Here is a 25846-nt window from a genome sequence, read left to right on the forward strand (position 1 = left end):
GGTGTTACGCTCCAGTTACCCACATCGTCTGCGGTGGTGGTTAAATCTGGGGTGCCGTCGCCATCAATATCAACCTCGACCACGGCATTGGCCTCAGCCGTACCGGTGATCACCGTGCCGTTGCCTGCATCGATTGTCGGCGCAGCAGGGGCAGTGGTGTCGATGACCACAGTGCCATTCGCGGTACTGCTATTTCCTTCAAGATCGGTGGCTGTCACTATGGTGCTATAACTGTCTTCCGCTAATGCATCCACGGTATCATCAGCCAGTGTCCAGGTACCGTTGCCTCAGCCGTACCGGTGATCACGGTGCCGTTGCCTGCATCAATAGTCGGTGCGTCAGGTGCAGTCAAGTCGATAACACCATTACTATCTTGTGCGCTCGCAGTATTGCCAGCATTGTCCGTTGCGCTAACAACGACCGTGAAAGGCCCCTCACTTAACTCGACCGGAACTGTCGTGTTAAAATCCCCGTTCTCGTCAACGTCGATATCGAAGTTTTGTGTGTTGTTTTGGCTATCCGTAACGGTAATAGATATGGTTGTTCCGGCAGCAAGATCGGTGGTTCCAGATATTTGTGGTGTGGGGTCGTTAGTTATTTCTTGTGGCTGGAGCGATATGACGGGCGGTGTAGTATCTACAATGCCGCCGTTGTCCACAACCGTTGCAGTATTTCCAGCCTCATCAGTAATTTCGACGGTAACCTGGTAGCTGCCTTCATTTAATGGCTCACCTACATCAACGCTGAAATTTCCGTTTTCATCGGCATTAGTAATAATCGTTTGTTGCTCACCTTGACTATCAATGATCGTGATAACGATATCATCGGTTGTCGATGCATCAGTTGTTCCCGATATAGTGGGGGTATTATCGTTCCCCTCGGCTTGAGGAGTAAGTGTCACTGTGGGCGGTGTGACATCAAGTTCTATTGTGGCGTCAGTTGTGGTGCTATTACCTGTGTCATCAGTAACGGTAACTTCAACATCGATGTCTCCCTCTTGAATACTATCCGGTATATCGACATTAAACTCACCGTTCTCGTCAGTGGTGTCGACTATTGTTACAGTGTTACCTTCATTATCAGTAATAACGACAACTATTTCTGCATTCGGTGCATCAGAGCTACCGCCAATACCTTCGCTTCCATTTGTCGGAGAGCCTGTCTCGATAACTATACTCGGGCCTGATGTGTCAATTACCGCGTTGATTGACGTGGTGCCAACATTTCCTGCTGCGTCCGTAACAGTAGCACTAACCGTAAAATCGCCTTCTGCGAGCGGTTCGGGCGTTTCAACACTAAACGTTCCGTCTTCTTGTACCAGTACATTAACCGACTGCACGACGCCATTACTGTCTGTAATTTCAAGCGTAACCGTGGTGTTAGGTAGGGCGTCGGTAGTACCTTCTATCAAAGGCGTATCATCATTGCTTGAGCCAATTGGTGATATTTCAATAACAGGAGAGGTTTGGTCGATTTCACCTGTCACGGTTACTGTTGCGCTTTCTCCCGTGGGGGTTGTTACTGACACAACGACTGAGAAGTCACCCTCATTGAGTTCGGTAGGCACTGTTTCGCTAAAGTTACCCGTTTCGTCCACAATAGTAGTAAATGTTTGTTCATTCCCTTCACTGTCTGTCACAGTGATAAGCACATTACTCCCTGCTGGCGCATCGGTTTCACCTGAAATCTCGGGTGTGGCATCGTTAGTTGGCGAGGTAACGTCAACGTTCAGTACAGGGCTACTCGGATCAAAAATGCCGTTTGCCTGTGTTTCTGCTGTATTACCTGCACTATCGGAAACCGATGCAAGAACGCTAAACTCGCCTTGTGTAACAGCATTTGGGACATCAATAGAAAACGTTCCGTCGGCTAATACTGTCGTTGTTATAGTTTGATCAGCGCCTGAACTATCTGTCACGATAATCGTTATCTCACTGCCAGGTGCAGCGTCTGTAGTACCAGAGATGTTAGGGGTTGAATCACCATTATTTCCAGGATCATTTATCGAAATAGTGGGGGCTTGTGTATCTACTTCACCCTGCGCCGTTGCAGTAGCAGTGTTGCCTATCTGATTTGTAACGCTAGCTAAAACGGTAAATTCACCATCAGACAACTCAACCTGTGTGTCTGCTGAATAGCTACCATCTACTTGCACAGTAGCTTCAATCACTTGGGTATTACCATTACTGTCCGTAATCGTAAGAGATACAACGCTTCCTGGCTCGGCATCAGTAGTGCCTGAGATGGTGGGCGTAGTGTCGTTACCCAATGCTATTGAATCGATTGTGATCGTAGGTGGCGTGACATTGATAATACCAGCGCTTTCAGCAGTAGCTGTATTGCCAACTTCGTCTGTTACGCTTGCATTGACGATAAAATCGCCTTCAACAAGTGATTCAGGTACAGTTGCTGAATAAGTACCATCATCTTGAACCGTCGTGGTGACAGTCTGTGTATTTCCTTCGCTGTCTGTAATGACAAGGGTAACTGTCGTACCAGCAGTGGCGTCCGTTGTGCCAGTGATTGTCGGCGTCGTGTCAGATAGTGTGCCTATCGTATCTATGGTAATCAACGGCGCCGTTGTGTCAATTTCACCTGTTGTTGAATTATCTGCAGTGTTACCTGTAGGCTCTGTCACAGTGACGTCAACGGTAAACGCCCCGTCGGAGAGGGCTTCTAGAACGTCGGCGCTGAATGTATTATCTGCGGTAACAGACGTGGTTAATGTTTGTACGTTGCCCTCGCTGTCGGTAATCGTTAAAGTTACCGTGCTTCCTGGAATTGCTGATGTAGTGCCGGTGACCGTCGGCGTTGGGTCGCTTGTGAGGCCTATGGGGTCTAACACAATGGTAATGTCTTGCGCTTGTTCACCTGTCCCGTTTACATTGTTGGGCTCAAGTTCATTATTGTCAGTTGCGTTTGGAGCGAATTGAAACCCAACGGGATTTACGTCTTCGTTAATACGGCCAACGCGGACAAAGTTGCTTCCGCCCTCTGTGCCTGCACCGCCATCAAGACCTGCCGCAGTAGCCTCTAACGATTCTAAAATATCCTCTTCACCTTCAAGAAGGTCAAGAAAATCGGTGTTGCTTTCTGATTGGTCTGGTTGTGTTTCAAGCGTGGCTGCGAGTGCTTCTAAGCTTTCGTCGAACACTGCAAATTCGTCGTCTGAATTACTGTCAGTGAAATCGAGTTGAAGCGGGAATGTCGTATTGGTGTTAGCAGGAAGAATTCGCAATTGACCGTCTACACTAACAGTGACCTGAGTACCCGTTTCGGTGCTGATTACATCGCCTTCGTAGACAACCACACCAACGGTTAACGCTATTGTTTCGCCCGACTCAAAACGCGTTAATGACGCTTGGCCTTCGATTGCTGTGATAATTACTTCTGCCATAAATCCTCGCAATACGCTAAAAAAATAAACTTCTCTTAAGAAGCGTAGCAAAGGATTCGGTATTCGTTACCGGACCATAGTACGGGGGCGCGTTAACCTTTGGTCTAAGCATTATTTTTCTGTCTAGGTGGTTACCCCTAAATTCTTAATATTTAGTCGAAATCTGCATCTGACAATTTGCACTACGCGTATAGTTGTCTACCCTTTTCATAAAACAGAGTTGTCAGAATTAAGCGCAACCTACAAAAGAGAACCGTGTATGAAGTCAATTACATCAGGCGTGTCTTGGCTCGCTATAGCAGCAGCCACAACAGCATTTACGCAGGGCAACGTGAACGCTGCTGAAGCGAATTTGGAAGACTATGTTCGCAAAGTCGTAAACGAGAACCCTGAAGTACAGGCAAGCTGGCATCAACTTCAGGTTGCGATGTCTGATGTGGACATTGCACGTGGCGGATTCAAACCACAGATAGACGTTGTAGCGTCTAGCGCTTATTCAGACAGGAACTATGGGCTAGACCGAGAATTCATGGGGCACACTGGCGAACTGCAGCTTACTCAAATGCTTTACGATGGCTTTTTGACAAGCAGCGAAGTCAAACGATTTAAGCAAGCGCAGGTTGTTCGATTTTTCGAATTGATGGGGGAAGTTGAGCAGAAATCTCTTGAAACGTCGCTTGCGTTCATGGATGTGAAAATGTTCAGAGAACTCTTGGCGTTGGCCGAAGAAAATCTGCTAACTCACGTCGACGTGTTCAAACAGATAGAAGAGAGCGTTGAAGCCGGTGTAGGGCGAAGAGCCGACCTTGAACAAATAAGTGGCCGTCTCTCTTTGGCTGAATCTAATGTATTGACCGAGCTATCTAATTTACACGATGTAACTGCACGATTTTTACGTTTAGTTGGTGAAAAGCCTGCTGAGTCTCTAGCGTCTGTCTCTATCAGTTCCGCTTTTGTCGATGCTACGGTGACAGATTTACAAACACTCATGACTAACGCTTATGGTTCTAACCCCCAGTTTAATGCCGCAATATATAATATTGACGCGCAGCGCTACGCAGTTGACAGCGCAAAGAGCCTATACCATCCGCGTGTCAACCTAACCGCAAGTTATGGTGCACAAACACGTGACCAAGCGGCACTCAATAACACTATTACTGAGGCGAGTGTGGGCGTAAATGTTACCTACAACCTCTACAATGGTGGCGCTGATCGTGCGGCAATACGCCAGGCACTCTCTCAAGTCGATTTAGCAAAAGATCTTAGAGACAAGGCGTGTATAGATATGCGTCAAACTGTCCAGATTGCCTACAACGATATTATTAACATCACGGCCCAATTACCTTCTTTGAATGCACATCGTTTATCTTCAGATCGCGTAAAATCCGCTTACATGGACCAGTTTACTATTGGAGAACGGTCGCTGTTAGACCTTCTCGACTCAGAAAATGAATACTATGAGTCGAGCCGCGCTTATTTAGAAGCACAGTACACGCTAGAAAAAGCACGAGTCAGACTATTAGCTGCTTCGGGAAATTTAGCACAAACACTTGGTATAACGAAGGACGGCGTGCCGGATATCCTAGATATGGCTGAAGAGCAAATATCGTTTGACCCTAACTATGTTTGCCCTGCAGTTAAAACTAATTTTGACGACGACGCGAACATACTAAAGCGTGATTCGGACAAAGACGGGGTAGTCGACATCTGGGACGACTGCGTAGATTCATCGCCCGGTGCTAACGTCGATGATTACGGCTGCGAAGCAAAGGAGCCAGAAGTTAGTGCAGCAGATTTTACTATTGATAATGCAGACATTGTCGAGTCGTTCACGGTAAATATTGAGTTTAGCAAGGGCTCGTCCCGCGTTATGCCTGAGTATAATGACGAACTGCAAAAGATTGTGGACGCACTACAAAAAAATAGCGAACTTGGTGTCATTATCCACGGCCATGCGTCGTTAGACGGTGACGAAGGATTTAATCAACGCCTGTCAGAACGAAGAGCAAAGTCTGTCGCTTCCAGACTTATCCAAATGTCAGACATTAAACCGCGTAGGATCACGGCAATAGGCTATGGTGAGAGCCGACCTTTGGTGAACGAAGAATCTGAGCAGGCCAATAAAAGAAATCGTCGAATAGAGGCCTCAATAATTAAACTAGATTCTGCTCCTTAAACCTAGGAAGGCCTCAATGACGGATAAGAAGGTCGTACAAGATGTTTCGTGTCTAGAGCAGAAAGGTGGTGTGTTGATGGATTGTTTGATGACAATTTGTCGCGCACACCACATGAATGTTTCTCGCGCAAATTTGATAAGTGGACTGCCGCTGGATAAGGGTAAACTGACACCCGCGGGCTTTGAACGTGCAGCGAAAAGGGCTGGGCTTACCAGCAGAACAGTTCGAAGAACATTGGAACAAATCAATACGGCGTTGCTGCCTGCTGTGCTTATTCTAGAGGATGAGCGCGCCTGTGTTGTTCACGCTATAACAGACTCAAGCGCGTCAGTGTCTTACCCTGAACTCGACAGTGCAGCTGTTACTGTTCCATTCGAAGAAATTGATAAAAGCTACACCGGCTACGTTATATTTGCGCGACCCGAAATGCACGCAAGCGATAATAAGTCAGGTATAGATAAATCATCAGTGGGACATTGGTTGTGGTCAACAATAAAAACCGCGAAAAGCCTTTACCGCGACGTAATTTTTGCGTCTGTTTTTATTAGTTTACTATCCATAGCACTTCCCCTTTTTGTCATGAATGTTTACGACAGAGTGGTGCCAAATGCTGCACTTGAAACGTTGTGGGCGCTAGCTATCGGCGTGTTATTAGTATTAACCGCAGACTTTTCACTTCGCATGCTAAGGCAGTATTTTGTTGAACTGGCGGCAAGCCGTTTAGACGTTACGTTGTCCGCGAAAATACTTGAAAAAGTGTTAGCCATTCGTTTAGAAAACAAACCCGCAAACAGTGGATCATTCATAAACAGTCTTCAGTCATTTGAAAGTATTCGGCAGTTTTTTGGTTCAGTAACGCTTGTTGCGCTTGTTGATTTGCCCTTTGGGCTAGTGTTCGTTTTCATCATTGCGATGATCGATATTTACCTTGCCATTCCTTTGCTTTTAGGTGCAACGGTTCTATTTTTATATGCGCTTAAAGCGCAGCGTGTTATGCGCCAATTGTCAGAAGAGTCTATGGTCATAGGCGCGCGTAAAAGCAGTCTCATCACTGAATGTATTACGTCGCTTGAGGATGTGAAAGCATTTGGTTATCAAAGTCAAAAGCAAGGAGAGTGGGAAAAACAAACCATTTTTTTGGCGAAGGTTAACGCTAAATTACGCATTGTATCAATGTCTGTTAGTAATGCTGCTTTATGGGTGCAGCAATCTGTTGGCGTAGTAATCATATTAACGGGAGTCTACCTCATTATTGAGGGTTTCATTACTCAAGGAGGCCTGATAGCCGCGTATCTTCTTTCAAGTCGAGCAATGGGACCGGTATCGCAGGCAGCATCATTGCTTGCTCAGTACCATCAAGCGGAAACGGCCAAGGATACGTTGGATGAAATCATGGCGCTACCCAGTGAACAGAGCGGAAATACGCAGTTTAACAGCTCGTCAATACTGAAAGGGGATATCGAAGCAAAACAACTGTGCTTTAGATACCCAGATGAAAACACATTAGCGCTTAAAGACCTTAATTTATCAATCAGGCAGGGCGAGCATGTCGCTATTTTAGGAAGAAATGGATGCGGTAAGTCGACATTGAATAAATTACTGCTCGGCTTCTATCGCCCAGAGTCTGGCCAGATAATGATTGACGGTATTGATTTACAACAATATGCCCCGGCAGTCTTACGTACCCATTTTGGGTATGTCCCTCAGGAGGTTAGCCTTTTTAATGGATCGTTGAGAGATAATATCTCAGCAAACGACAGCAGCGTTGATGATACTAGATTGTGGGAGGTTATTGTTCAGTGTGGCCTGGCAGATATTGTTAACGGAAACCCAAGCGGCGTTGAACAGAGTGTTGGTGAAAGAGGGTGTTTGTTATCGGGAGGGCAACGTCAAGCAGTGGCTCTTGCCAGAGCGATTTACCATGACCCTTCAATTTACTTGATGGATGAGCCTACATCGGCAATGGATTCTGCAAATGAGGCGAAGCTTAAGGAAACAATTAAGCGAGCGGTCGCTGGTAAAACCCTAATTCTAAACACGCATCGAACCACGCTACTTGACTTGGTAAAACGTGTGATTGTCATAGAAAACGGCCGCATTATTGCTGACGGTAGAAAAGAAGATGTACTTGTCCAATTTAAACAACCTGGTAACGCACTTAAGAGGGCACCATGAATCGCGTAGGTAATGGTGAAAAAAAAGATTGGTTACAGCGCCTGCTTAGAGGTTGGTTGGCTCCGCCTCCCGGTCAAGACTGGGTTGTCGAAGCGGAATGGGCGCGTATTATGCAAACACCTGCGAGAGCGAGAGTGTTGTTATATACCATTCTGATAGTGCTTTTTGTTTTGCTGGTGTGGTCCTATTTTGCAGAAATTGACGAAGTTGCCAAAGGTGATGGAAAAGTCATTCCGTCTCAGCAGCTACAAGTACTCCAGTCGTATGATGGCGGAATAGTGCAGGACATCTTAGTTAAGGAAGGTCAAGCGGTAAAGGCTGGACAAGTATTACTTAAAGTCGACCCTACCCGCTACCTGTCTAGTCTTGAAGAGAATACAACACAGTTTGCAGCCTTAGCCGCAAAAGTACAGCGCCTAACCGCGTTAACGCAAGGCAGTGCTCTGCGGTTTAATCGAGATCTTAAAAAGCAAGCGCCGACAATCATTGAAAACGAGCGGAAGCTTTATAACTCCAATCTTGCAGAACTGGATGAAATCGCCGCGGGATCTGACAGTCGAATTTTGCAGCGTAGACAAGATGTCGAAGAATTAAAAGCAAGTCTGGCTCAATATGAGGATGTGTTAGATTTGTCAAAAAAAGAGCTGGCTGTTACCAAGCCACTTCTCGCATCCGGTGCAGTCTCGGAAATAGAAATCCTCCGGCTTGAGCGTCAAATTGTTGAGTTAGCGGGAAATATTAAAAAAGCAAAGGTCGCCATACAGCGAGGGCTAAATGCCATCGAAGAAGAGGTAATAAAAAAGGAAGAAAACAGGCTGAAGCTCGTTAATAGATGGAACCAAGAACTTACCGAAGCGACAGGGGAAATGGCTACACTTCAACAGTCGCAAACAAGTCTAGAGGATGTGGTATCGCAAGCTGATCTCAAATCACCAATAAACGGAACAGTGCAACGCTTACTTATCAACACTGTCGGGGGCGTCATTACGCCAGGCAGTGCGGTTGTCGAATTAGTACCGCAAGACGACCAGTTGATTGTAGAAGCAAAAATTTCGCCCAAAGACATTGCATTTATTCGAGAAGGACAGCCGGCCATCCTTAAGTTTAGTGCTTATGACTTTACCATATATGGTGGTATGTCAGCCGCAGTGAAGCATATCAGCGCTGATGCTATTACCAATGATAAAGACGAAACCTATTATCTGGTTCGCCTTGAAACAAGAAAAACAATCGCTAATGAGGAGCTAGATATTCTTCCAGGAATGATTGTTCAAGTGGATATATTAACTGGAAAGAAAACGGTTCTAAACTATATTCTTTCGCCCTTGTTCAATGTCACTGCCTCTGCGCTAAGGGAACGCTAATGAACCATTTTATCACGGATATGGGAGCGGGCAATGCGCTAACACAGCTGTCATGGACATTGTGCAATAACATTGATGCAATTGACTGCGACAGTAACGACTGTATATGGATAGTGGCATCGGATGACCGTTGGAGGCAATATGTCACTGACGCGAAAAAGAAAACCGATAATATCATATTACTCACTTATAAGTACGATAGGAAAGAGATGCAAACGGCGCTAATGCTTGGCATAAGGGCTTATTGCCATGTGTTGGGTACGCCGGCTTTATTTTCCTCAGTTACACGCGTTATTCAGGCAGGTGGCATATGGCTACCAAATGAATTGCTTTCTGTAACAACTACAAATATTGCAGTAAAGCTCGGTACGAAGGACTTGGTACCGCAAATATCGTCTTTAACTAACCGTGAGAAAGATGTGTTATCGGGCATATTAAATGGTATGAGCAACAAAGAGATTGCCAGAAAGTACGGCATCACCGAGCGTACCGTTAAAGAGTATGTCGGCACGCTCCTGCAAAAATTCAAAGCCAAAGATCGTATAGGGTTGTTACTAGGTGTAGGTGAATTTAGTCACTTGAAGAATGTCCTATGACCTGCATGTTAGCGACAACGCCATCAATTCCAAGTTCGACAAACAACTCTTGATGATTTGACTGCTTTACACCATCTGCATAAACACTGATACCAAATGTGTGAGCAAGCGAACAGAAGCCACGAATAAAAGCGTGGTTTGCAGGGTTATAGTCTATGTCAGTCATAAATGCTGAGTCGATTTTCACGTAGTTTAACCCCATCTCTTGAACATTCAAAAGCTGAGAAAATGATTCGCCAACGCGTTTTAGTCCGATTTCACAGTGCTTTGCTTTTAACGTGGTGCAGAACAAGTTAAATTCTTGCGGGAAACGGGTAGCCGTCGATTCTCTTACCTCAAAACAGAGCTGCTTTGCTGCCTGTGGGTTAGTTCCTATTAAGTAATACAGCTGGGCTAAAACTTCCTGATTGAGAATAAACTGTTCAGAACACAAAAAAGCGTATTTAGCGTCTGTTTGTTCTCGTTCTAAATTTTCTATGAGATGACTTATGGTTGTAAGCTCTAATTGTGGCAGCAAACCTAAATATCGTGCCCAATGTGTATAATATCCGCTCTTGCGCAGCTCTCCATCAATGTTTACCGCTGCCCAACTTTGATAGTGAACGAGGGCGTTATTGATATCGAGAACGGGAAAGTTTAATGTTTCCACGTCTTGCTCGTCGATAATTCGCTGTAGCTCCTTCTCCCAACGTCGCTGTTCAACTAACGATATAAACTCACGTAGCGATGTTTCCATGAACGGCTCTTCCATGTTGTTCATCTCAGCTTCGTCAATCATCGCATCAGCGCGCATAAGTGTATCTGAAAATGAATCGGTTGAGCGCAGCTTAACAACAGACTGGTAAACGTTCGGATCACCCGGTGAGCTGAAAGCGCTTAAGCATGCTCCGTGAATAGCTTCAGAAATTGATATTGCGTCGTGGGTTTCAGTCAAAAGAATGGCAAATTCGTTTTTCTGCATTCGTGCGATACGGCTGTCAGTAAAATGGTGATGATGTAACGCGAGACATTCGTTAATTTCTCCGACAAAGTCACGAATGCGCTTTTTGCGAATAGCTGCAGGTGAGCGAAGGAATCCCTCACCTTCAGTAAATCTAACAAAGAAGAGACAGTTAACTCCCTCGGTATCTCTAAATGCAAGTTGCCCTTTTAATATTGATATAAAGTAGTCTCGATTAGCCACACCTGACTCGTCGTCAAACTGTGTTTTATAACGCATAAGGTCAAGGCGCGTGTTTTCTTCAAGCATTATCTTTTGGGACTGACGCGCTAAGAAGTTCATTGCTTTTACAACTCTTTTTAGCTCTAGCGTCCTGGGCTCGGGCAGTTGAACAAACTTCATTTCTCTGAATGATTCAGCTTGCCCAACAACGGCATCTAAGGGTGTTAAAATGAGACGAAGTGCCCATGCGCCGGTTAATCCAGCAAATATTCCAACTAGAGACAAACCAAATATAAGGCGATTGGTTGCTCGCCACATAGAGGCGACGGCGAAACTGGTGTCGGTCTCAACATAAACCGTACCATACAAACCCCATCCCTCACTTACCTGTGCAACCCCTTGTTCTACTGAAGGTGAAAAGTTATCTGCAAACCATTTTGGCGTATTTTCATCAAGCTGAACTTCATGCGAGTGCTCTGATATCGTTTCACCGTTGGCATCTTTTAAAACAATGGAAGCATAATGGCCTATATCAAACTGAGACATAATAAAAAGATCAAGCGAAACGGGGTCTTTTTCAAGGCCACTCAACGTCAGTGCAAGCATGCTCGCATTGTCGAGATTTTTTGAATAAAGCTGCTCTTCTACATATTGCTTTGTGGTAATACCGTGTATGGTCACGCTGCCTGCAATGGCAACAAGAACGACGACTACAATGGCTAGCCATAATTCTCTTGTTATAGACATAAACCTCTAAGACCTTCTGCTAATCCCCTCTTGCTTCATGCGCTCTATTACATCACGCCACCTTGATAACCTACTGGTTGAGCTAGACACTTGTGCCGTTTTACCGGGTTGCCAAATACCTGAGTCATTAAAACTAAACACCGGGATCAAGTCTGTTCTTTGTGAACCGGGCAACACGTTTGACACTAGGCTGTCTAACACAAGAGGATCCGATGAAGGGGAGTCATAGTATCCTAAAACCATGTGTGCTTGTGTGACACGACTCCTTCCAATTTTCGCCTTCACGTAGATTAGTCGAAGTTTAGCGCTATCAATACCTAAGTGTAGCAGAGAGACGTATTTTGCAATGGCATAATCTTCACAATCTCCGCGTGAATTGCCAATTAATTCTGACGGCGTTGCCCAGTAATCTTTCTCTTTGAATACAACATCGTCTGTCGCATATTGGATATGTTCTGCGAAAAATGCATTAACCCCCAAAAGTTGGTCTTTAACACTTTTGTTTTTTAGTTCGAGCAGTGTCGTCTCCAAGGCCGCTACGTGGGAAGCTCTTTGTGCACCGTAATGTTTTTCCACCTCTTGTTCGAGCAGCGGGAATTCAATGGAAAGGTGTTCTTTAATTTGTTGTCCTGCAAATAAAAGTGCAGCAAGGGCAAAGCACTGTGAAACAAACAGTGAGAACGTCATGATTTGATTATTATTTTTAAACAAAATTGACTTTCAGGCTACAACGATTAACACAATTGAAGAGTATTAGATGTAATACATACATATAAAAAGAACATGGCATGATAACGGATCCAACCTAGCTTGTCTTAGGAAGACCATGTGATAGCGACACTAGATGAATCGCAGTGCTACTTCTTCACTACGAAATCATTTTCTTGAATGTTGGCAATGACGGCAGTATTCGTATTAATAACAGTCGATGACTTGCCATATGCTTCAGCTACAACAAAAGTACCTGGGTAAAGTGTGTATTGTAAATACGAAATACCTTTGCTATCGACGATCTCTTTTGCTTGGTAAAGATATAGCTCATCTTTTTCTGATATGCCATTGTCTTTACCTAAAGAAATTGAAATAGTGTTTTGTGCAACTTGAAGCACTCTGCCAGTGACCGGTTGACAGTCGATAATTTCTTTTATGTCTTCAATGGCTGAAAGCATGACACCGTCAGCGGCTTGCCCAAATGATGAACGCCAAAAGTGCGATGAAAATTCGTCAACATTGTCAAATTTGCTATAAGGCCACTCCGCCATAGCATCATAGTGTTTAGATAGTAATAATCCCCCATTGATCCCATCGTAAACATCAATACTTAATCCAAAGGCGCGATAAGCTTCATCGTTTTTCCATGGGGTAAAAAGTGACTTTTCTTTTCTTTCAATGCTCAGGTCGTTTATCGCACCTAAAAGAACAAACTGTGTGTTACTGCGCTCAGAGAGGCTTCGAATATTTTGCGCCTTCGCAATATCGTTAAAGTGCGCGGTGTGCGGGGTAACGTAGGTTATTCGTAAATTATCCGAGGCTCCGTTTAACAGTTTTGAGAAACGTTCTGTTACCGCTTCATCTAATCGTGGGATATTGCCTTCAGTGAGCTGTCGTCTGTTTCGAATAATAAATCGAGTCGTGGAAAAGTGTTTTTCATCACCTTGCGCAGCGCAGACTTGTCCTTTGGGAAAGATGTCCGCACGAACAGTCACGGTGATTATCTCTCCATTATACACTTCATCAACGAGTTCTAATTGTTTAACCTCTCCGGTCGCTCTTATTGTTATTTCCTCGTTTTTAAGCAAACCATTGGTAAGCTGTTGAACGCTGTTAACGGAAGCTCCAGCAAAAAGCATTGCTTGTTTCAGCGCTTCTTGCGTTGCCTTTCGTTTAGCTGAGCCCTTATCTCCATCTTTCACTACTGCCTGCCCTTTAGCTTCATACCAATCAGCATTGGCCTGTTCAACTAAAATGAACGGAAGACAAATTAAGAGCGTTATCAACGTGGATAGTTTGGATAGAACCAATTGGCAAAATGTGTTCACAATAAACCTCAAACTGAAATGCTAAAGTTCAAAAATAGTAATCCGTCAAAAAAACGTTAAATTGTTAACTAGACACAGGTCTCATAGTGCCGAGTAGGCTATCAGGCTAAAGTTATGCTAAAACGATGCCAATCTTAAGCCTCCAATTTTAAGCCTACAGCGCAGTAACTATACTTGGCACTATGTTGCGTTACTATAAATGCGTGTAATTCACGCTTGTGAAATAATAGAAAGGTGGCATGCTTTTCGCTTCGATGCAGATATAAGAAAAGCAGTGTCAAGAATCATACATCATCGCGAGATGACTAGGCTTGCACTATCGACAAATAGCAACCTCTTTTGCGGAGAACGATACGATGTCGTGGATTACAATTTTAAAGCCAAAATCGATTTTTGCAGCTTGTCTACTAGGAGGCGGGCTCGTCTTGCCAGGATGTGGGATTGTTGATAAACACGTAGAGTGGGAAACTGTTGAACCAGAAACCTATCCTGTATTAAAAGCCATTGGCTATGCGCCCATCAATGCGCAAACGGGTGATACTGAAAGTATGAAGCTTATTATGGCGATGAAAGCATCCAAGTTAGATGCGTATCGTGAATTAACCGAACAGGTCTATGGTCAGCAGATAGCAGGGAGCCAGTCGGTATCGAACCTTGTAATGAATAGTGAGACTATGAAATCATCAGTGGAAGGTGTTATCAGGGGAGCAAAAGTCGTTAAAACCTATCCCGTTGGTGATGACACTTACGTTACCGAGCTTACGCTTGACATGAAGAAGGTTCATGACATCTATCTGACAACGGTTAAGCCTAGAAAAGTGAAGTCAGTTAAATACTATTAGTAAAAAGGGCGAGAGGAATAGTGTGTGCGGCGTGCGCAAAAATATGACGTTAAGCGCTAACGCCAGAGCCAAGCTTACCGCCTTTTGGTTTACCCTTTTTATCGTAGGTCAGCGATTCTTTTGCACGTACTTCCATCATTAAATTGCGAAGATGCGAAAGACGCAGTTGCCCCTGTTCTACCGCTTTTTGATTCACCTGTGTTCTGTATTTACAATCATCCAAAAGCTGTTTCGCTTTGTTGACAAGGTTCTCTTCTTCGGGTGGGAGAACACCACTGCCTACCATTTTATTTTCGATTGCCGTGTCCAACGCCTGAATAGACTCGAGTAGTGATTTTTTTTCATCTAACAATTGCATAAGCGCTTCAGCATTACGAGAACTAATAAGCTGTAACTCTTTTTCTAACACAGTGTTCAAAGCGCTAAGCAGTTCAACCTGCTTGTTGAGTTGAACGGCCAGACTGTCAGATTCATATTCAGACACGATGTAACCTTACATGGTTGCTATGATTTACTACCAAAAACCTCAGCTTCAAGCTTGGCAATTTTGTTTGCAAGCACTTCTGGGTTGACCTTATATTCACCACTTTGAATGGCTTTTTTAATACGGTCAACTTTTTCCTGATTAACAGGCGCTTCAGACCCTTTTTTCTGAACCTGGTTAAGCTGCTGTGCAGATTGCGTTAATGAAACAGAGTCCTGACGCGCAGGCGTCGCGACTTGGGACGCTTGTAAAGTTGCAGACTGTTGTTGGGATTGTTGTGACTGGTTTTGTTGCGCCACTTTCCCCGTGTCTATAGGGTTTTTAGGTAACCCATTGTTTACATTATTAATTGCCATGTTTATTCCTCACTACCTTTTTGCCTCTATTTAGTTATCGGCCTTTTCACTAATTTCTTTAGTAAGATTAGTATAAAAGAGGTAGATTTTTTAGACCGCCTTTACAAGTGTATCACGACTTCTTCGGGACTGGCGACTCTTGCGATAATTGCTTTCTGACTGCTGGCGTTTAACACCTTTACATTGTCGCCAATTACACCGTCTTGCTGTGCGATCCCAGCCGTTTTTACCTCCATTCCAGAGACTTCCGCTGTAATGGTTATTCTATCGCCTTTACATACAAAACATAGCATGTTTGCTTGAATTGCTTGCCCGTTGGCTACCCGTCTTTTAATTCTTGCTCCGATCAGATCGTCTACCTCAGAGTAGGCAGTATGACGAAGACGGCGAATATCAACATTTGCAACAGTCAAGTTTGAAGCGGTGAGAACCGTACCTGGACTAAGTGCTCCATGAGTAATAACGATTTCTTTCGTTTTCGTCACCTGGCCGCTTGTAAAAAGATACCAGTCATTGTTACCGCAACTTACTCTCACAGATACATAAGACTGGCGCAAAGATTCTTCTGAGGCATGATATTCATACCCACTAGGACACCGTGGGATTTTTATCCTATCGTCTATCTTCACAATTTCAACGTCAATGCTAGTATCCGCATCGACATTTAAAAGCACATTCTTTAAATATTGCTCTGCCCCTTTCTCTATCTGTTCATGAAGAGTTGGCCCGGCAATAGAGGTTAAAGAAATCAAGCTAAGACAAATGAGCGTTAAGTATTTGATACTTTTTAGACCTATGTGTGTGTATTTACGTTTCATCATGACTTTTCGTATCCAGTTTACAAGTTCTTGACTATGCTTGTTGATGCAATTAGCGATAAATGGCTGTGTTCGCTTTAGATTTAAAGCACAAGTGTCATTTTTCTGTCGTTTGACCTGCAAAAATTTAGTGATATTGTCTATGGTTATTCATAGAGGCAATGTTCATGCCCAGTATTTTTTAGAGGTGACTTATGTCGGGTATTTTAGATTCAGTTAATCAGCGAACGCAGCTTGTGGGGCAAAATCGCCTGGAGCTATTGCTTTTCAGACTGAATGGCCGTCAACGTTTCGGTATTAACGTTTTTAAGGTAAGAGAAGTACTCCAGTGTCCCCCTCTCACCGCGATGCCAAAATTAAACCCGCTGGTGCGCGGCGTAGCACATATTCGAGGCCAGACAATTTCTGTTATTGACCTGAGTATGGCAACACGCGGTCGAAAAATCGAAGACCTTTCCAACGCCTTTATTGTTATCGCTGAATATAATCGTTCAGTGCAAGGTTTCTTAGTGGGCGCCGTCGAACGTATAATTAACACTAATTGGGATGCAATAATGCCTCCGCCTCAAGGTACTGGCCGAGCCAGTTACCTGACTGCGGTTACCGAAGTTGAAAATGAACTGATTGAGATCCTTGATGTTGAGAAAATCTTGAACGAAATTTCCCCTCTTAATGCAGAGGTGAGTTCCGATGTAGCCGAGAGCCTTACCACCGAAGGGCAGGAAAACAAGATTATTTTTATCGCCGACGACTCTGCTGTGGCGCGTAATCAAGTTAAAAAAGCATTGACCTCTTTAGGGCTTGAAATTGAACTTGCCAAAAATGGTCTTGAGGCCCTGAATCGCTTAAAGGCTATTGCTGAAGAGTACGGTGGTGACGTAACCAATAGAGTAGGGGTGTTAGTTTCGGACATTGAAATGCCAGAAATGGATGGTTATACCCTAACCGCCGAAATCAAAAATAGTCCCGAACTTCAGAAGCTTCATGTGGTGTTGCATACGTCGCTTAGCGGTGTTTTCAACCAAGCAATGGTTCAGAAAGTAGGGGCCGATGATTTCATCGCAAAATTTCATCCCGATGAACTCGCGACTGCCGTACAAAAATGGCTGATGACAGATTGTGAATAACGGAGAATAACAGGAGTGACTAACAAAGATGTTTCGTCAGAGAGTTATCTGCTATTTAGAACGTTTCTTGAAAAACAATGTGGAATCGTTTTAGGTGAAAACAAGCAGTACCTAGTGCGTAGTAGGCTCGCGTCGCTTCTTTATAAGCACAAATATGGCTCTGCCGATGAACTCATTAGTGTTGTCGTAAAAGGAATTGATAGGAACCTTCTTCAAGATGTTATCGATGCAATGACAACGAACGAAACGTTGTGGTTTAGAGATAATTATCCCTTCGATTTATTAATCAAAGATTTATTGCCCAAACTGGCGAATACAAATCAAAAGATCCGTATATGGAGTGCTGCCTGCTCATCAGGACAGGAACCGTACTCTATTGCCATGTCTGTTTTAGAGTTTCAACGACAGCGGCCCGGCGCGTTAAAAGCCGGAGTGGAAATTATTGCTACAGACTTGTCGTCTGAAATGTTGTCAAAGTGTGAGCAAGGCGTCTACGATGAGCTTTCGCTGTCGAGAGGGTTGTCTGTTCAACGGCGGCAAACCTTCTTCGAAGTTCATGAGAGTGGGCAAATGCAGGTACGATCAGAGGTTCGCCGAATGGTATCTTTTAGAAGTTTGAATTTGCTAGGCAGCTATGGCGGGCTCGGGCGTTTTGACATCGTGTTTTGTCGAAACGTTTTAATTTACTTCTCTGCTGACGTTAAACAAAGAATACTGCAACAAATTGCCGGGCAGCTACTGCCACAGGGCGTGCTCTTTCTTGGCGCTTCCGAATCCATTAGTGCTGCAAGTGACACATATACGATGGTTAAATGTCACCCGGGTTTGTACTATCAAAAAAAATAGCTAAATTAGTCGCTTGAATTTATTGGTTTTTTAAGCGATTCCCCTTTTTTCTTTCCTTCCTCTATGCCGTCAAAAATACATTGTGGCATCTGCTTTGCAAACCAATTCGTCAACTGCCTTAACCCGGCAAATTTACACTCAACAGTGAACCTGTCAGGTTAGTTTAGGGCAAACGAAAAAATGTAAGCGGGAGTTATGTTATGGCTATCAATTTAGACAAATTAGTAGGCTTTCACGAATCAGCACTGAAGATACGTACTGAGCGTATGGAGGTGATTGCGGGCAACTTAGCGAATGCAAATACTCCCGGTTACAAAGCAAAGGACATTGATTTTAATCGAGCAATGCAGTCAGCAATGCAAGCGTCGTCTGGTTCAGCATCTCACCAAGCATCAAATGGTTTGGTCAGGACCAGTGAACGCCACATGAGCGGCAATATTAGTTCAGTGGCGGCAAATTTTGACATGCAGTATCGCGTACCTACGCAACCCGATACGGGAGATGGCAACACCGTAGAGGTACAGTCGGAAAGAAATCGTTTTCTAGACAATGGTTTGCGGTATCAAGCGAGCTTGGAATTTCTCAATGGCAAAATTAAAGGTATGAAAAAAGCACTTAGCTCAGGAGGCCAGTAGTCATGAGTTTATTTAACGTGATGCAAATTTCGAGCACAGGTATGGAGGCGGAAAATGTTCGCCTAAACACAACAGCGAGTAACATTGCAAACGCCAATTCTGTAAGCAGTAGTTATGATGAAACGTATCGAGCTCGCCATCCTGTATTTGCCACAGCGTTACAGCAAGCAATGCATGACCAGTCTAAAGGCACTGGGGTTGAAGTGAAAGGTATTGTCGAAAGTGATGCTCCGCTACAAGTAGAGTATTCGCCCAATAATCCATTGGCCGATGAAAACGGCTACATTTACAAACCTAACGTCAATATTGTTGAAGAGATGGCGAATATGATGTCGGCGTCAAAGGCCTACGAGACCAACGTACAAGTTGCGGATACGACTAAGCGCATCTTCCGTCGTGTACTTCAACTTGGTCAAGGTCAGTAACCTAAAGCAAGGTTAATGTGAGGATAAAACAGTGAACACAGTTAACAATACCGGCTTGACTAACGATATGTACTGGCAGGAAGAAAAAGTCAAAGTTGCGGATGGAACAGAACAGCAGCTTAGCCAAGAAGATTTCTTTGCCATGTTGACAGAACAGTTAGCTAATCAAGACCCGACAGCCCCGGTTGATAACGACCAAATGGTAGCGCAGATGACATCGTTCACGATGGCCGATGGTATATCTCAACTAAATGAGAAGTTTGAATCGTTCGCGGCTTCGATGACGTCAAATCAAGCGCTGCAGGCGTCTAGCCTTATAGGGCAAGATGTTCTTGTGCAAGGAAACGTCGCGTATATGGCGAATGAGGGAGACGGCATTTCAGGTGTTGTTATAAACGAAGAAACTGTACAGAACATGACGATCACCATACAAAACGAACTGGGTGAAGTGGTTAAAACCATTGATGCAGGCACGCAAGCGCCTGGCAATATACAGTTTGAATGGGACGGCCTGGACAAAAATGGCGACCCAATTAGCGCGGGCAACTTTGTCGTTACCGCCACGGGAGATGTTGGTGGTGAAGGATTTCAAATGACGACGGCTGTACACAGGCACATTGGTAGTGTCAGTTTATCAAGCAGCAATCAAGGTATTATTTTAAATTTAGATGGTAATGTCAGCATTAGTCTAGATGACGTTATACAAATAGGTAGCTAGTAGGAGAGAACATATGTCTTTTAACATTGCTTTGAGTGGCGTAGCGGCAGCGCAGAAAGATCTAGACGTAACCGCAAACAACATAGCTAACGTAAACACTGTAGGTTTCAAAGAGTCAAGAGCTGAATTTGGCGATGTATATGCTGCTTCGCTGTTAGCTGGAAGTCGAACAAAAGTTGGGGACGGTGTACTAACGCAGGAAGTTGCACAGCAGTTTTCTCAGGGTAGTCTTCAATTTACTAACAGTTCCCTTGACTTGGCTATTACAGGAACTGGTTATTTTGCGTTGTCATCAGATTTGTCCTCGAATGACTTTACCTACACTAGAGCGGGTCAGTTTAAACTAAACGATGATAATTTCATTGTGAACAGCAGTGGCGATAACTTAATGGGTTTTCCCGTTAATGACGATGGCACCAGTTCTTCAACCGCTTTAAGTACAACAATACCTACGCGTGTACCTGATTCGTCAGGCTCGCCTAAAAGCACAGAGACCGTTGATATCAAAATGAACCTCCCTGCCGGCGGTGAATATAAGACGGTAGCGAATTTTGACCCCACTGACCAGGACACTTATAATGCAGCAACATCGGTCACCATCTACGACTCGTTAGGCGAAAGCCATGTTATGACTTATTATTTCGTACGCGATGATGCCGACATTACCAATAACCCAAATGATTGGCGTTTATTTACAGCAGTTGACGATACCCTTGTTGATATCACCGGCGGTGGCTCACCTGCTGGACCGGCTACATCGGGTGGCCCTGTATCAAGTGCCCTTCTGCAGTTTGATTCATCTGGTGACTTTATAAACCAAGATCCTCCTACTATTACCACCGAACAACTTGGCGTGGCAGGTGCGAATGCGTTGAATAACGGTTCTGACGGTACGCAGACAATCACAATCGATTTTAACCTTAACCCAGCGCTACAGACGTTAAATGAGCCGACGCAATATGCCTCTGGTTTTGAGGTAACGTCGCTTGAACAGGATGGACTAGCAGTAGGCCGTCTTACTGGTATCGACATTGACAGCGATGGCCTTATCAGAGCAAGTTTCTCTAACGGTACTTCTGAGCCAATTTCAAGGGTAGCGTTAGTAAGGTTTGCCAATGATCAAGGCTTAACGCAAGTGAGCAATACAAAGTGGAAAGAGAGTATTGCTTCAGGTGAAGCACTGGCGGGCGAAGCAACCACAGGGACTTATGGTGAAATAAACTCATCGGCCTTAGAGCAAGCGAACGTGAATTTGACTACAGAGCTTATCGATATGATCATCGCTCAGCGTAATTTCCAGGCTAACTCGCGGGCGTTGGAAGTGAATAACTCGCTAAACCAGACCATCTTGAACATCCGATAATAGTTAATCTTGCTAAGGCGGCAAAAATTAGTCGCCTAGCAACATATAGTGCTTTATCTTCGTTAAAGGTCACCGCTCGGTGGCCTTTTAATTTTATAAAATTCAGCGTGTTAACCCTTCAATTAAAACATTCCTCATAATTTCCAAAGATTGGCATCACCTTTGCAAAAATCTGTTTAAGGTTTAAACAGAGTCAAAAGTCAGTCATGGATAAACTTCTCTACATTGCCGCAAGTGGTGCCTCGCAGGATCTATTAGGAACGGGCATACGTGCAAATAATTTAGCGAATGCTCAAACAACCGGATTCAGAGCCCAACTAGAGCAAGCGCGCTCTATGCCTGCATATGGAGAAGGTCTACCAACGCGCGTATTTTCAATGACTGAAAGTCCATCTAATAACTACGAGTCTGGCCCGTTAATTAAAACTGATAGAGATCTAGACGTTGCCATTCAGGGTGATGGTTGGTTCGCTGTTTTGGATGAAAATGGTCAGGAAGCGTACTCAAGAGATGGAAATTTTAAGCTTGGAGACGACGGTATTTTGACAGACATCCACGACCGTGTAGTGCTTGGTGATAACGGCCCCATCTTTTTGCCTGTTCCGCTGGATAACCTGAATATTGCGGCAGATGGCACGTTATCGATGCGACAGCTAGGAGCACCAGCAAACGTAATAGATGATGTAGGTCGGCTAAAACTTGTCAGTCCAAATTACGCGGATATGGAAAGAGGTAATGATGGTTTATTTCGCATGGAAGATGGAAGTATTGCCCCAGCAAACGCCAATGTGAAAGTGATGTCTGGAATGCTTGAAGGGTCCAACGTAAATGCGGTTGAAGAAATGGTGGACATGATCAGTTTGCAACGACACTACGAACTTCAGGTAAAAGTCATGAAACAAGCGGAAGAATTAGACTCTCGCGGCAATATGTTGCTGCGTATTTTGTAATCGTAATTTTGTTCTCGTTGCGAGAAGCGCAACGTCGGAGGTTAACATGCATCCTGCACTGTGGATAAGTAAAACTGGACTTGATGCCGCTCAAACTGATGTGGCAGTTGTTTCAAACAATTTGGCAAATGCGTCAACGGTCGGATTTAAAAAAGATCGTGCTGTATTTGAAGATCTTTTGTACCAAAATATCAACCAGCCCGGTGGACGTTCGTCGGCGGATACTGAATTGCCGTCGGGGCTTATGTTGGGATCAGGCTCTAAGGTGGTGGCAACCCAGAAAGCACATACCCAAGGTAACCTTCTGGCTACTGACAATGCGTTAGATATGAGTATCCAAGGGCGAGGGTATTTTGAAATATTGCAGCCTGACGGCACTATTGCGTATACGCGAAATGGGCAATTTTCTCTCAATGATCAAGGCCAAATTGTTACATCTGGCGCAGGGTTTCTGCTGCAACCAGAAGTAGCAATTCCGGAAGATGCTCAACAGATCACGATTTCTCAAGATGGCGAAATAAGTGTGAGTATTCGAGGTCAAGCAGAGCCTCAGGTTTTGGGGCAATTAAACATATCTGACTTCGTCAACCCAACTGGGCTGCAGCCCACGGGGCAAAACTTGTTCGTTGAGACGGCATCAAGTGGTGCCCCCATACAAGGTGTTCCAGGCTTACAAGGCTTGGGATACATTTCTCAGGGAACGCTTGAAACCTCTAATGTGAACGTGACAGAAGAGCTGGTTAATTTGATTGAAAGCCAGCGTCTTTATGAGATGAACTCTAAAGTCATTTCATCTGTTGATCAGATGCTTGGTCAGGTAATACAGCAGCTTTAATAGGTAACACTATGCGTATCTTATCTCTATTAGCAGCCTTCACTATTGCGGGATGTGCAAGTACTCAGGAACCTCCCGTACAGGCAAATGATCCTTCGTTTGCGCCGGTCGTGCCTGACTATCCTAGAGAAAGTGTAGTTGAAGATGGCTCACTCTTTCGTCCTTACATGGCCAATAGCCTTTATTCGGACGTTACGGCACGTCGTGTGGGTGACATTATTACGGTGACTTTGAGTGAAAATACGCAGGCAAGTAAATCTGCCGATACCAGTACCGCCAAAGACACCAACGTGAACCTTAATCCCATCACAGGTTTAGCAGGTCAAGCCATTAACATCGGCGGTGAATCTGTCCAGCTTGGACTAAGTGCTTCACGTGATTTTAGCGGCGATGCAGCGGCAAATCAGAGCAATAGCTTAATAGGCGCAATCTCTGTCACCGTCGTCGATGTATTACCAAACAATAATCTAGTCATACGCGGCGAAAAGTGGCTTACGCTGAACCAAGGCGATGAATACATCCGTCTAACGGGTATTATTCGCCCCGCGGACATTAGCCCTGAGAACGAAATTGTTTCTACGAAGGTTGCCAACGCTCGAATTCAATACTCAGGCACCGGAACGTTTGCCAGGGCTCAAGAAAAAGGCTGGCTAACTAAGTTTTTCGATTCCTCATGGTGGCCTCTTTAGATGTTGGTAGGAGAATAGATATGCGGTTAGCTTCAGTTGTTTTTATAGCATTTTGCGTTGTTTTTGCGCCGTCTGGTTTTGCGCAACGAATAAAAGATGTAGCAAGTATCCAGGGTGTTAGAAGCAATCAATTGGTGGGATATGGCTTGGTAGTAGGTCTTCCCGGCACGGGAGAGCAAAGCCCTTTCACAGAGCAAAGCTTTAGAACAATGCTCACCAACTTCGGTATAAGCCTGGATGCAAATACAAAACCTAAAATTAAAAACGTGGCAGCAGTTGCCGTTCACGCCGAGTTACCGGCTTTTGCAAAACCTGGGCAGACAATTGATATCACGGTGTCTTCTGTAGGTGAGGCGTCAAGCTTACAAGGCGGCACACTGTTACAAACCTTTTTACGTGGCGTTGATGGCAAAGTGTATGCCGTAGCCCAGGGTAGTTTGGTGGTAAGCGGCTTTGGCGCACAAGGCGGCGATGGATCGCGAATTGTCGTTAACACGCCCACCGTGGGCAGAATTCCAAATGGCGCTATGGTAGAACAATCGGTACCAAGTGGCTTCGCAAATGGTGACGCTTTGACACTGAATTTGCACTACCCTGATTTTTCTACAGCGAAAGCCCTTGCCGACACGATAAACGAACGCTTGGGGGCGCAGCCGGAAAACGGTTACGTCATTGCAAAGCCAATCGACGCAGCATCGGTTCGTGTATCCGCGCCACGAGACGTAGGTCAGCGGGTAGGTTTCCTTGCTACACTGGAAAATTTTGAATTTACACCTGCTGACGCGCCTGCTCGTGTGGTCATAAATAGTCGCACCGGCACAATCGTCATAGGGAGTGATGTGCGTTTATTACCAGCTGCTATTACACATGGCGGTTTAACGGTAACAATCTCAGAAAACCAACAAGTTTCTCAGCCAAATGCGTTTGGTGAAGGGCAAACTGCGGTGACAACGCAGTCTATCGTAGATGTGGATTTAGCCGACAGTCGCATGTTTAAGTTTGAGCCCGGCGTTACGCTTGATCAATTGGTCAGAGCGGTTAACGAAGTTGGCGCGGCGCCAGGTGATTTAATGGCGATATTAGAAGCATTGCGTCAGGCCGGAGCCTTACGCGGTGAGCTAGTGATTATCTAATGGACCATATCTTATGGAATCGCTAAGCACTAAAAATCAACTCGACATGGCCCGCAATGTTCATGATATGGGCAGTATAAATAAAATGCGTGAAGCTATTGCTTCGGGTGACGAATCTGTATTGGAGGAAGCAGCCCAGCAATTTGAAGCAATTTTTGTACAAATGATGTTGAAATCAATGCGCAAGGCGCAAGACGCTCTTGCAGATGAGAATAGCCCATTTAATTCCCAACAAGTCAAATTCTATCGAGATATGCATGACCAACAGCTAGCGACAGATTTGACTGCGAAAGGCGGACTCGGATTAGCAGATATTATCGTCAAGCAATTAGGCCAAACGGAAAATAGCTACACGCCGGCTTCGGTTATTAGAAGTGACGGCAATCTCTCGTCACTTAACCGCAGCAGAGTTGAAAACGTAACAGACATTCAAAACAAAATGCTTTCATCACAATCGATGGGAAGCCAAAGCGCCCACAAAGATTCCATGTTTGAAAGTCCGGAACAATTTATAGATACCCTGTTTCCGATTGCTGAAAAAGTTGCGGCAAAGTATGGGATGGATCCGAAGGCTATTGTTTCCCAAGCTGCCGTTGAAACGGGATGGGGAAAATTTGTTATCCATTCGTCTGATGGCAACAGCTCACATAACCTATTCGGTATCAAGGCAAACAAAGGGTGGGAAGGGAAGCAGGCGATTGTCGATACACTAGAATTCAACAACGATATTCCTCAAAAACAGAAAGCTGCGTTTCGTGTTTATGAGTCGTTAGAAGATGCTATGGATGATTATGGGAAGTTTATCACTTCGCAACCTCGATATGCCCGAGCTGTTGCGCATGCAGCAGACGCTAATAGATACACACAAGCGTTACAGGAAGCTGGTTACGCAACCGATCCCGCCTACGCCAAAAAAATAATGTCTGTTTACCACAGCGACCGCTTAAATGCGTTGACGCCATAGTTCT

The 25846-nt window shown here is 44.6% G+C and carries 23 protein-coding genes and 1 pseudogene; 16 read left to right on the plus strand and 8 right to left on the minus strand.

Going from position 1 to position 25846, the window contains the following annotated elements:
- Both BK026_RS00020 and BK026_RS00025 read right to left on the minus strand, forming a co-directional pair.
- A pseudogene (locus BK026_RS00020) lies at positions 1-254 on the minus strand (Ig-like domain-containing protein); the annotation flags it as partial.
- Positions 242-3397, minus strand: coding sequence for a retention module-containing protein (locus BK026_RS00025; RefSeq protein ID WP_071813956.1), 3156 nt, complete (start codon positions 3395-3397; stop codon positions 242-244). The gene BK026_RS00025 and the pseudogene BK026_RS00020, both read right to left, overlap by 13 nt.
- A gap of 259 nt (positions 3398-3656) precedes the next feature.
- Here BK026_RS00025 and BK026_RS00030 point away from each other — a divergent pair, with 259 nt between their 5' ends.
- Genes BK026_RS00030 through BK026_RS00045 form a run of 4 tightly spaced genes read left to right on the plus strand, consistent with a single transcriptional unit; the run spans position 3657 to position 9709 of the window.
- Positions 3657-5573: a TolC family outer membrane protein gene (locus tag BK026_RS00030; protein ID WP_071813957.1), complete on the plus strand. Its 1917-nt coding sequence runs from the start codon at positions 3657-3659 to the stop codon at positions 5571-5573.
- 16 nt (positions 5574-5589) lie between these two features.
- The gene (locus BK026_RS00035; RefSeq protein ID WP_071813958.1) at positions 5590-7749 is read left to right on the plus strand and encodes a type I secretion system permease/ATPase; all 2160 of its coding nucleotides are present in this window, start codon (positions 5590-5592) and stop codon (positions 7747-7749) included.
- A complete protein-coding gene (locus BK026_RS00040) occupies positions 7746-9113 on the plus strand; it encodes an HlyD family type I secretion periplasmic adaptor subunit (RefSeq protein ID WP_071813959.1) in 1368 nt (455 codons plus the stop codon). Before BK026_RS00035 ends, BK026_RS00040 begins: the two co-directional genes overlap by 4 nt.
- The gene (locus BK026_RS00045; protein ID WP_071813960.1) at positions 9113-9709 is read left to right on the plus strand and encodes a response regulator transcription factor; all 597 of its coding nucleotides are present in this window, start codon (positions 9113-9115) and stop codon (positions 9707-9709) included. Before BK026_RS00040 ends, BK026_RS00045 begins: the two co-directional genes overlap by 1 nt.
- On the opposite strand, the gene BK026_RS00050 is transcribed toward BK026_RS00045, so the two are convergent.
- The 3 genes from BK026_RS00050 to BK026_RS00060 form a co-directional block, all read right to left on the minus strand.
- Positions 9684-11618 carry a LapD/MoxY N-terminal periplasmic domain-containing protein gene (locus tag BK026_RS00050; protein ID WP_071813961.1) on the minus strand — a complete coding sequence of 645 codons (1935 nt, stop codon included), beginning with the start codon at positions 11616-11618 and terminating at the stop codon, positions 9684-9686. The two genes, BK026_RS00045 and BK026_RS00050, sit on opposite strands and share 26 nt — an antisense overlap.
- Before the next feature lie 6 nt (positions 11619-11624).
- The gene (locus tag BK026_RS00055; protein WP_071813962.1) at positions 11625-12305 is read right to left on the minus strand and encodes a transglutaminase-like cysteine peptidase; all 681 of its coding nucleotides are present in this window, start codon (positions 12303-12305) and stop codon (positions 11625-11627) included.
- Between the two features lie 170 nt (positions 12306-12475).
- A complete protein-coding gene (locus tag BK026_RS00060) occupies positions 12476-13657 on the minus strand; it encodes a flagellar assembly protein T N-terminal domain-containing protein (protein ID WP_071813963.1) in 1182 nt (393 codons plus the stop codon).
- Positions 13658-14013: 356 nt separating this feature from the next.
- On the opposite strand from BK026_RS00060, the gene BK026_RS00065 reads away from it, so the two are divergent.
- On the plus strand, positions 14014-14499 hold the full coding sequence (locus tag BK026_RS00065) for an LPP20 family lipoprotein (RefSeq protein ID WP_071813964.1): 486 nt from the start codon (positions 14014-14016) through the stop codon (positions 14497-14499).
- Between the two features lie 49 nt (positions 14500-14548).
- Here the strand turns inward: BK026_RS00065 and flgN are convergent, their stop codons facing one another.
- The 3 genes from flgN to flgA form a co-directional block, all read right to left on the minus strand.
- Complete coding sequence (gene flgN, locus BK026_RS00070; protein ID WP_177247863.1) at positions 14549-14983, minus strand: flagellar export chaperone FlgN; 435 nt, start codon at positions 14981-14983, stop codon at positions 14549-14551.
- Between the two features lie 20 nt (positions 14984-15003).
- Positions 15004-15339: a flagellar biosynthesis anti-sigma factor FlgM gene (gene flgM, locus BK026_RS00075; protein WP_071813965.1), complete on the minus strand. Its 336-nt coding sequence runs from the start codon at positions 15337-15339 to the stop codon at positions 15004-15006.
- Between the two features lie 101 nt (positions 15340-15440).
- Positions 15441-16160: a flagellar basal body P-ring formation chaperone FlgA gene (flgA, locus tag BK026_RS00080; RefSeq protein WP_143142064.1), complete on the minus strand. Its 720-nt coding sequence runs from the start codon at positions 16158-16160 to the stop codon at positions 15441-15443.
- A gap of 191 nt (positions 16161-16351) precedes the next feature.
- On the opposite strand from flgA, the gene BK026_RS00085 reads away from it, so the two are divergent.
- The 11 genes from BK026_RS00085 (at position 16352) to flgJ (ending at position 25842) form a co-directional block, all read left to right on the plus strand.
- Complete coding sequence (locus tag BK026_RS00085) at positions 16352-17284, plus strand: chemotaxis protein CheV (RefSeq protein ID WP_071813966.1); 933 nt, start codon at positions 16352-16354, stop codon at positions 17282-17284.
- 15 nt (positions 17285-17299) lie between these two features.
- Positions 17300-18130, plus strand: a complete 831-nt coding sequence (locus BK026_RS00090; protein ID WP_071813967.1) for a protein-glutamate O-methyltransferase CheR — start codon at positions 17300-17302, stop codon at positions 18128-18130.
- Between the two features lie 200 nt (positions 18131-18330).
- Complete coding sequence (flgB, locus tag BK026_RS00095; protein WP_071813968.1) at positions 18331-18765, plus strand: flagellar basal body rod protein FlgB; 435 nt, start codon at positions 18331-18333, stop codon at positions 18763-18765.
- A 2-nt stretch (positions 18766-18767) separates the two neighbouring features.
- Entirely contained in the window at positions 18768-19190 is a 423-nt protein-coding gene (gene flgC, locus BK026_RS00100; RefSeq protein WP_071813969.1) for a flagellar basal body rod protein FlgC, read from the plus strand.
- A gap of 31 nt (positions 19191-19221) precedes the next feature.
- Positions 19222-19908: a flagellar hook assembly protein FlgD gene (locus BK026_RS00105; RefSeq protein WP_071813970.1), complete on the plus strand. Its 687-nt coding sequence runs from the start codon at positions 19222-19224 to the stop codon at positions 19906-19908.
- 13 nt (positions 19909-19921) lie between these two features.
- Positions 19922-21271 (plus strand): flagellar hook protein FlgE, encoded by a 1350-nt coding sequence (gene flgE, locus BK026_RS00110; protein WP_071813971.1) that lies wholly within the window; start codon positions 19922-19924, stop codon positions 21269-21271.
- A gap of 206 nt (positions 21272-21477) precedes the next feature.
- On the plus strand, positions 21478-22221 hold the full coding sequence (locus tag BK026_RS00115; RefSeq protein WP_071813972.1) for a flagellar basal body rod protein FlgF: 744 nt from the start codon (positions 21478-21480) through the stop codon (positions 22219-22221).
- Between the two features lie 46 nt (positions 22222-22267).
- Positions 22268-23056, plus strand: a complete 789-nt coding sequence (gene flgG / locus BK026_RS00120) for a flagellar basal-body rod protein FlgG (protein WP_071813973.1) — start codon at positions 22268-22270, stop codon at positions 23054-23056.
- A gap of 11 nt (positions 23057-23067) precedes the next feature.
- Positions 23068-23745: a flagellar basal body L-ring protein FlgH gene (gene flgH, locus BK026_RS00125; RefSeq protein WP_071813974.1), complete on the plus strand. Its 678-nt coding sequence runs from the start codon at positions 23068-23070 to the stop codon at positions 23743-23745.
- A 20-nt stretch (positions 23746-23765) separates the two neighbouring features.
- Entirely contained in the window at positions 23766-24878 is a 1113-nt protein-coding gene (locus BK026_RS00130) for a flagellar basal body P-ring protein FlgI (protein ID WP_071817405.1), read from the plus strand.
- A gap of 13 nt (positions 24879-24891) precedes the next feature.
- On the plus strand, positions 24892-25842 hold the full coding sequence (flgJ, locus tag BK026_RS00135; protein ID WP_071813975.1) for a flagellar assembly peptidoglycan hydrolase FlgJ: 951 nt from the start codon (positions 24892-24894) through the stop codon (positions 25840-25842).
- The last annotated feature ends 4 nt before the right edge of the window (positions 25843-25846 follow it).

The sequence above is a fragment of the Alteromonas sp. V450 genome (assembly GCF_001885075.1).
Taxonomy (GTDB): domain Bacteria; phylum Pseudomonadota; class Gammaproteobacteria; order Enterobacterales; family Alteromonadaceae; genus Alteromonas.

What these genes read in the sequence shown, in the direction of transcription:
- flgH (WP_071813974.1), top strand. Translation starts at nt 23,068, where the DNA reads ATGCGTATCTTATCTCTATTAGCAGCCTTCACTATTGCGGGATGTGCA.
- flgA (WP_143142064.1), bottom strand. Translation starts at nt 16,160, where the DNA reads ATGATGAAACGTAAATACACACACATAGGTCTAAAAAGTATCAAATAC.
- BK026_RS00065 (WP_071813964.1), top strand. Translation starts at nt 14,014, where the DNA reads ATGTCGTGGATTACAATTTTAAAGCCAAAATCGATTTTTGCAGCTTGT.
- flgJ (WP_071813975.1), top strand. Translation starts at nt 24,892, where the DNA reads ATGGAATCGCTAAGCACTAAAAATCAACTCGACATGGCCCGCAATGTT.
- BK026_RS00035 (WP_071813958.1), top strand. Translation starts at nt 5,590, where the DNA reads ATGACGGATAAGAAGGTCGTACAAGATGTTTCGTGTCTAGAGCAGAAA.
- BK026_RS00030 (WP_071813957.1), top strand. Translation starts at nt 3,657, where the DNA reads ATGAAGTCAATTACATCAGGCGTGTCTTGGCTCGCTATAGCAGCAGCC.
- flgM (WP_071813965.1), bottom strand. Translation starts at nt 15,339, where the DNA reads ATGGCAATTAATAATGTAAACAATGGGTTACCTAAAAACCCTATAGAC.
- BK026_RS00050 (WP_071813961.1), bottom strand. Translation starts at nt 11,618, where the DNA reads ATGTCTATAACAAGAGAATTATGGCTAGCCATTGTAGTCGTCGTTCTT.
- BK026_RS00085 (WP_071813966.1), top strand. Translation starts at nt 16,352, where the DNA reads ATGTCGGGTATTTTAGATTCAGTTAATCAGCGAACGCAGCTTGTGGGG.
- flgB (WP_071813968.1), top strand. Translation starts at nt 18,331, where the DNA reads ATGGCTATCAATTTAGACAAATTAGTAGGCTTTCACGAATCAGCACTG.
- flgC (WP_071813969.1), top strand. Translation starts at nt 18,768, where the DNA reads ATGAGTTTATTTAACGTGATGCAAATTTCGAGCACAGGTATGGAGGCG.
- BK026_RS00115 (WP_071813972.1), top strand. Translation starts at nt 21,478, where the DNA reads ATGGATAAACTTCTCTACATTGCCGCAAGTGGTGCCTCGCAGGATCTA.
- BK026_RS00045 (WP_071813960.1), top strand. Translation starts at nt 9,113, where the DNA reads ATGAACCATTTTATCACGGATATGGGAGCGGGCAATGCGCTAACACAG.
- BK026_RS00025 (WP_071813956.1), bottom strand. Translation starts at nt 3,397, where the DNA reads ATGGCAGAAGTAATTATCACAGCAATCGAAGGCCAAGCGTCATTAACG.
- BK026_RS00040 (WP_071813959.1), top strand. Translation starts at nt 7,746, where the DNA reads ATGAATCGCGTAGGTAATGGTGAAAAAAAAGATTGGTTACAGCGCCTG.
- flgG (WP_071813973.1), top strand. Translation starts at nt 22,268, where the DNA reads ATGCATCCTGCACTGTGGATAAGTAAAACTGGACTTGATGCCGCTCAA.
- flgE (WP_071813971.1), top strand. Translation starts at nt 19,922, where the DNA reads ATGTCTTTTAACATTGCTTTGAGTGGCGTAGCGGCAGCGCAGAAAGAT.
- BK026_RS00055 (WP_071813962.1), bottom strand. Translation starts at nt 12,305, where the DNA reads ATGACGTTCTCACTGTTTGTTTCACAGTGCTTTGCCCTTGCTGCACTT.
- BK026_RS00130 (WP_071817405.1), top strand. Translation starts at nt 23,766, where the DNA reads ATGCGGTTAGCTTCAGTTGTTTTTATAGCATTTTGCGTTGTTTTTGCG.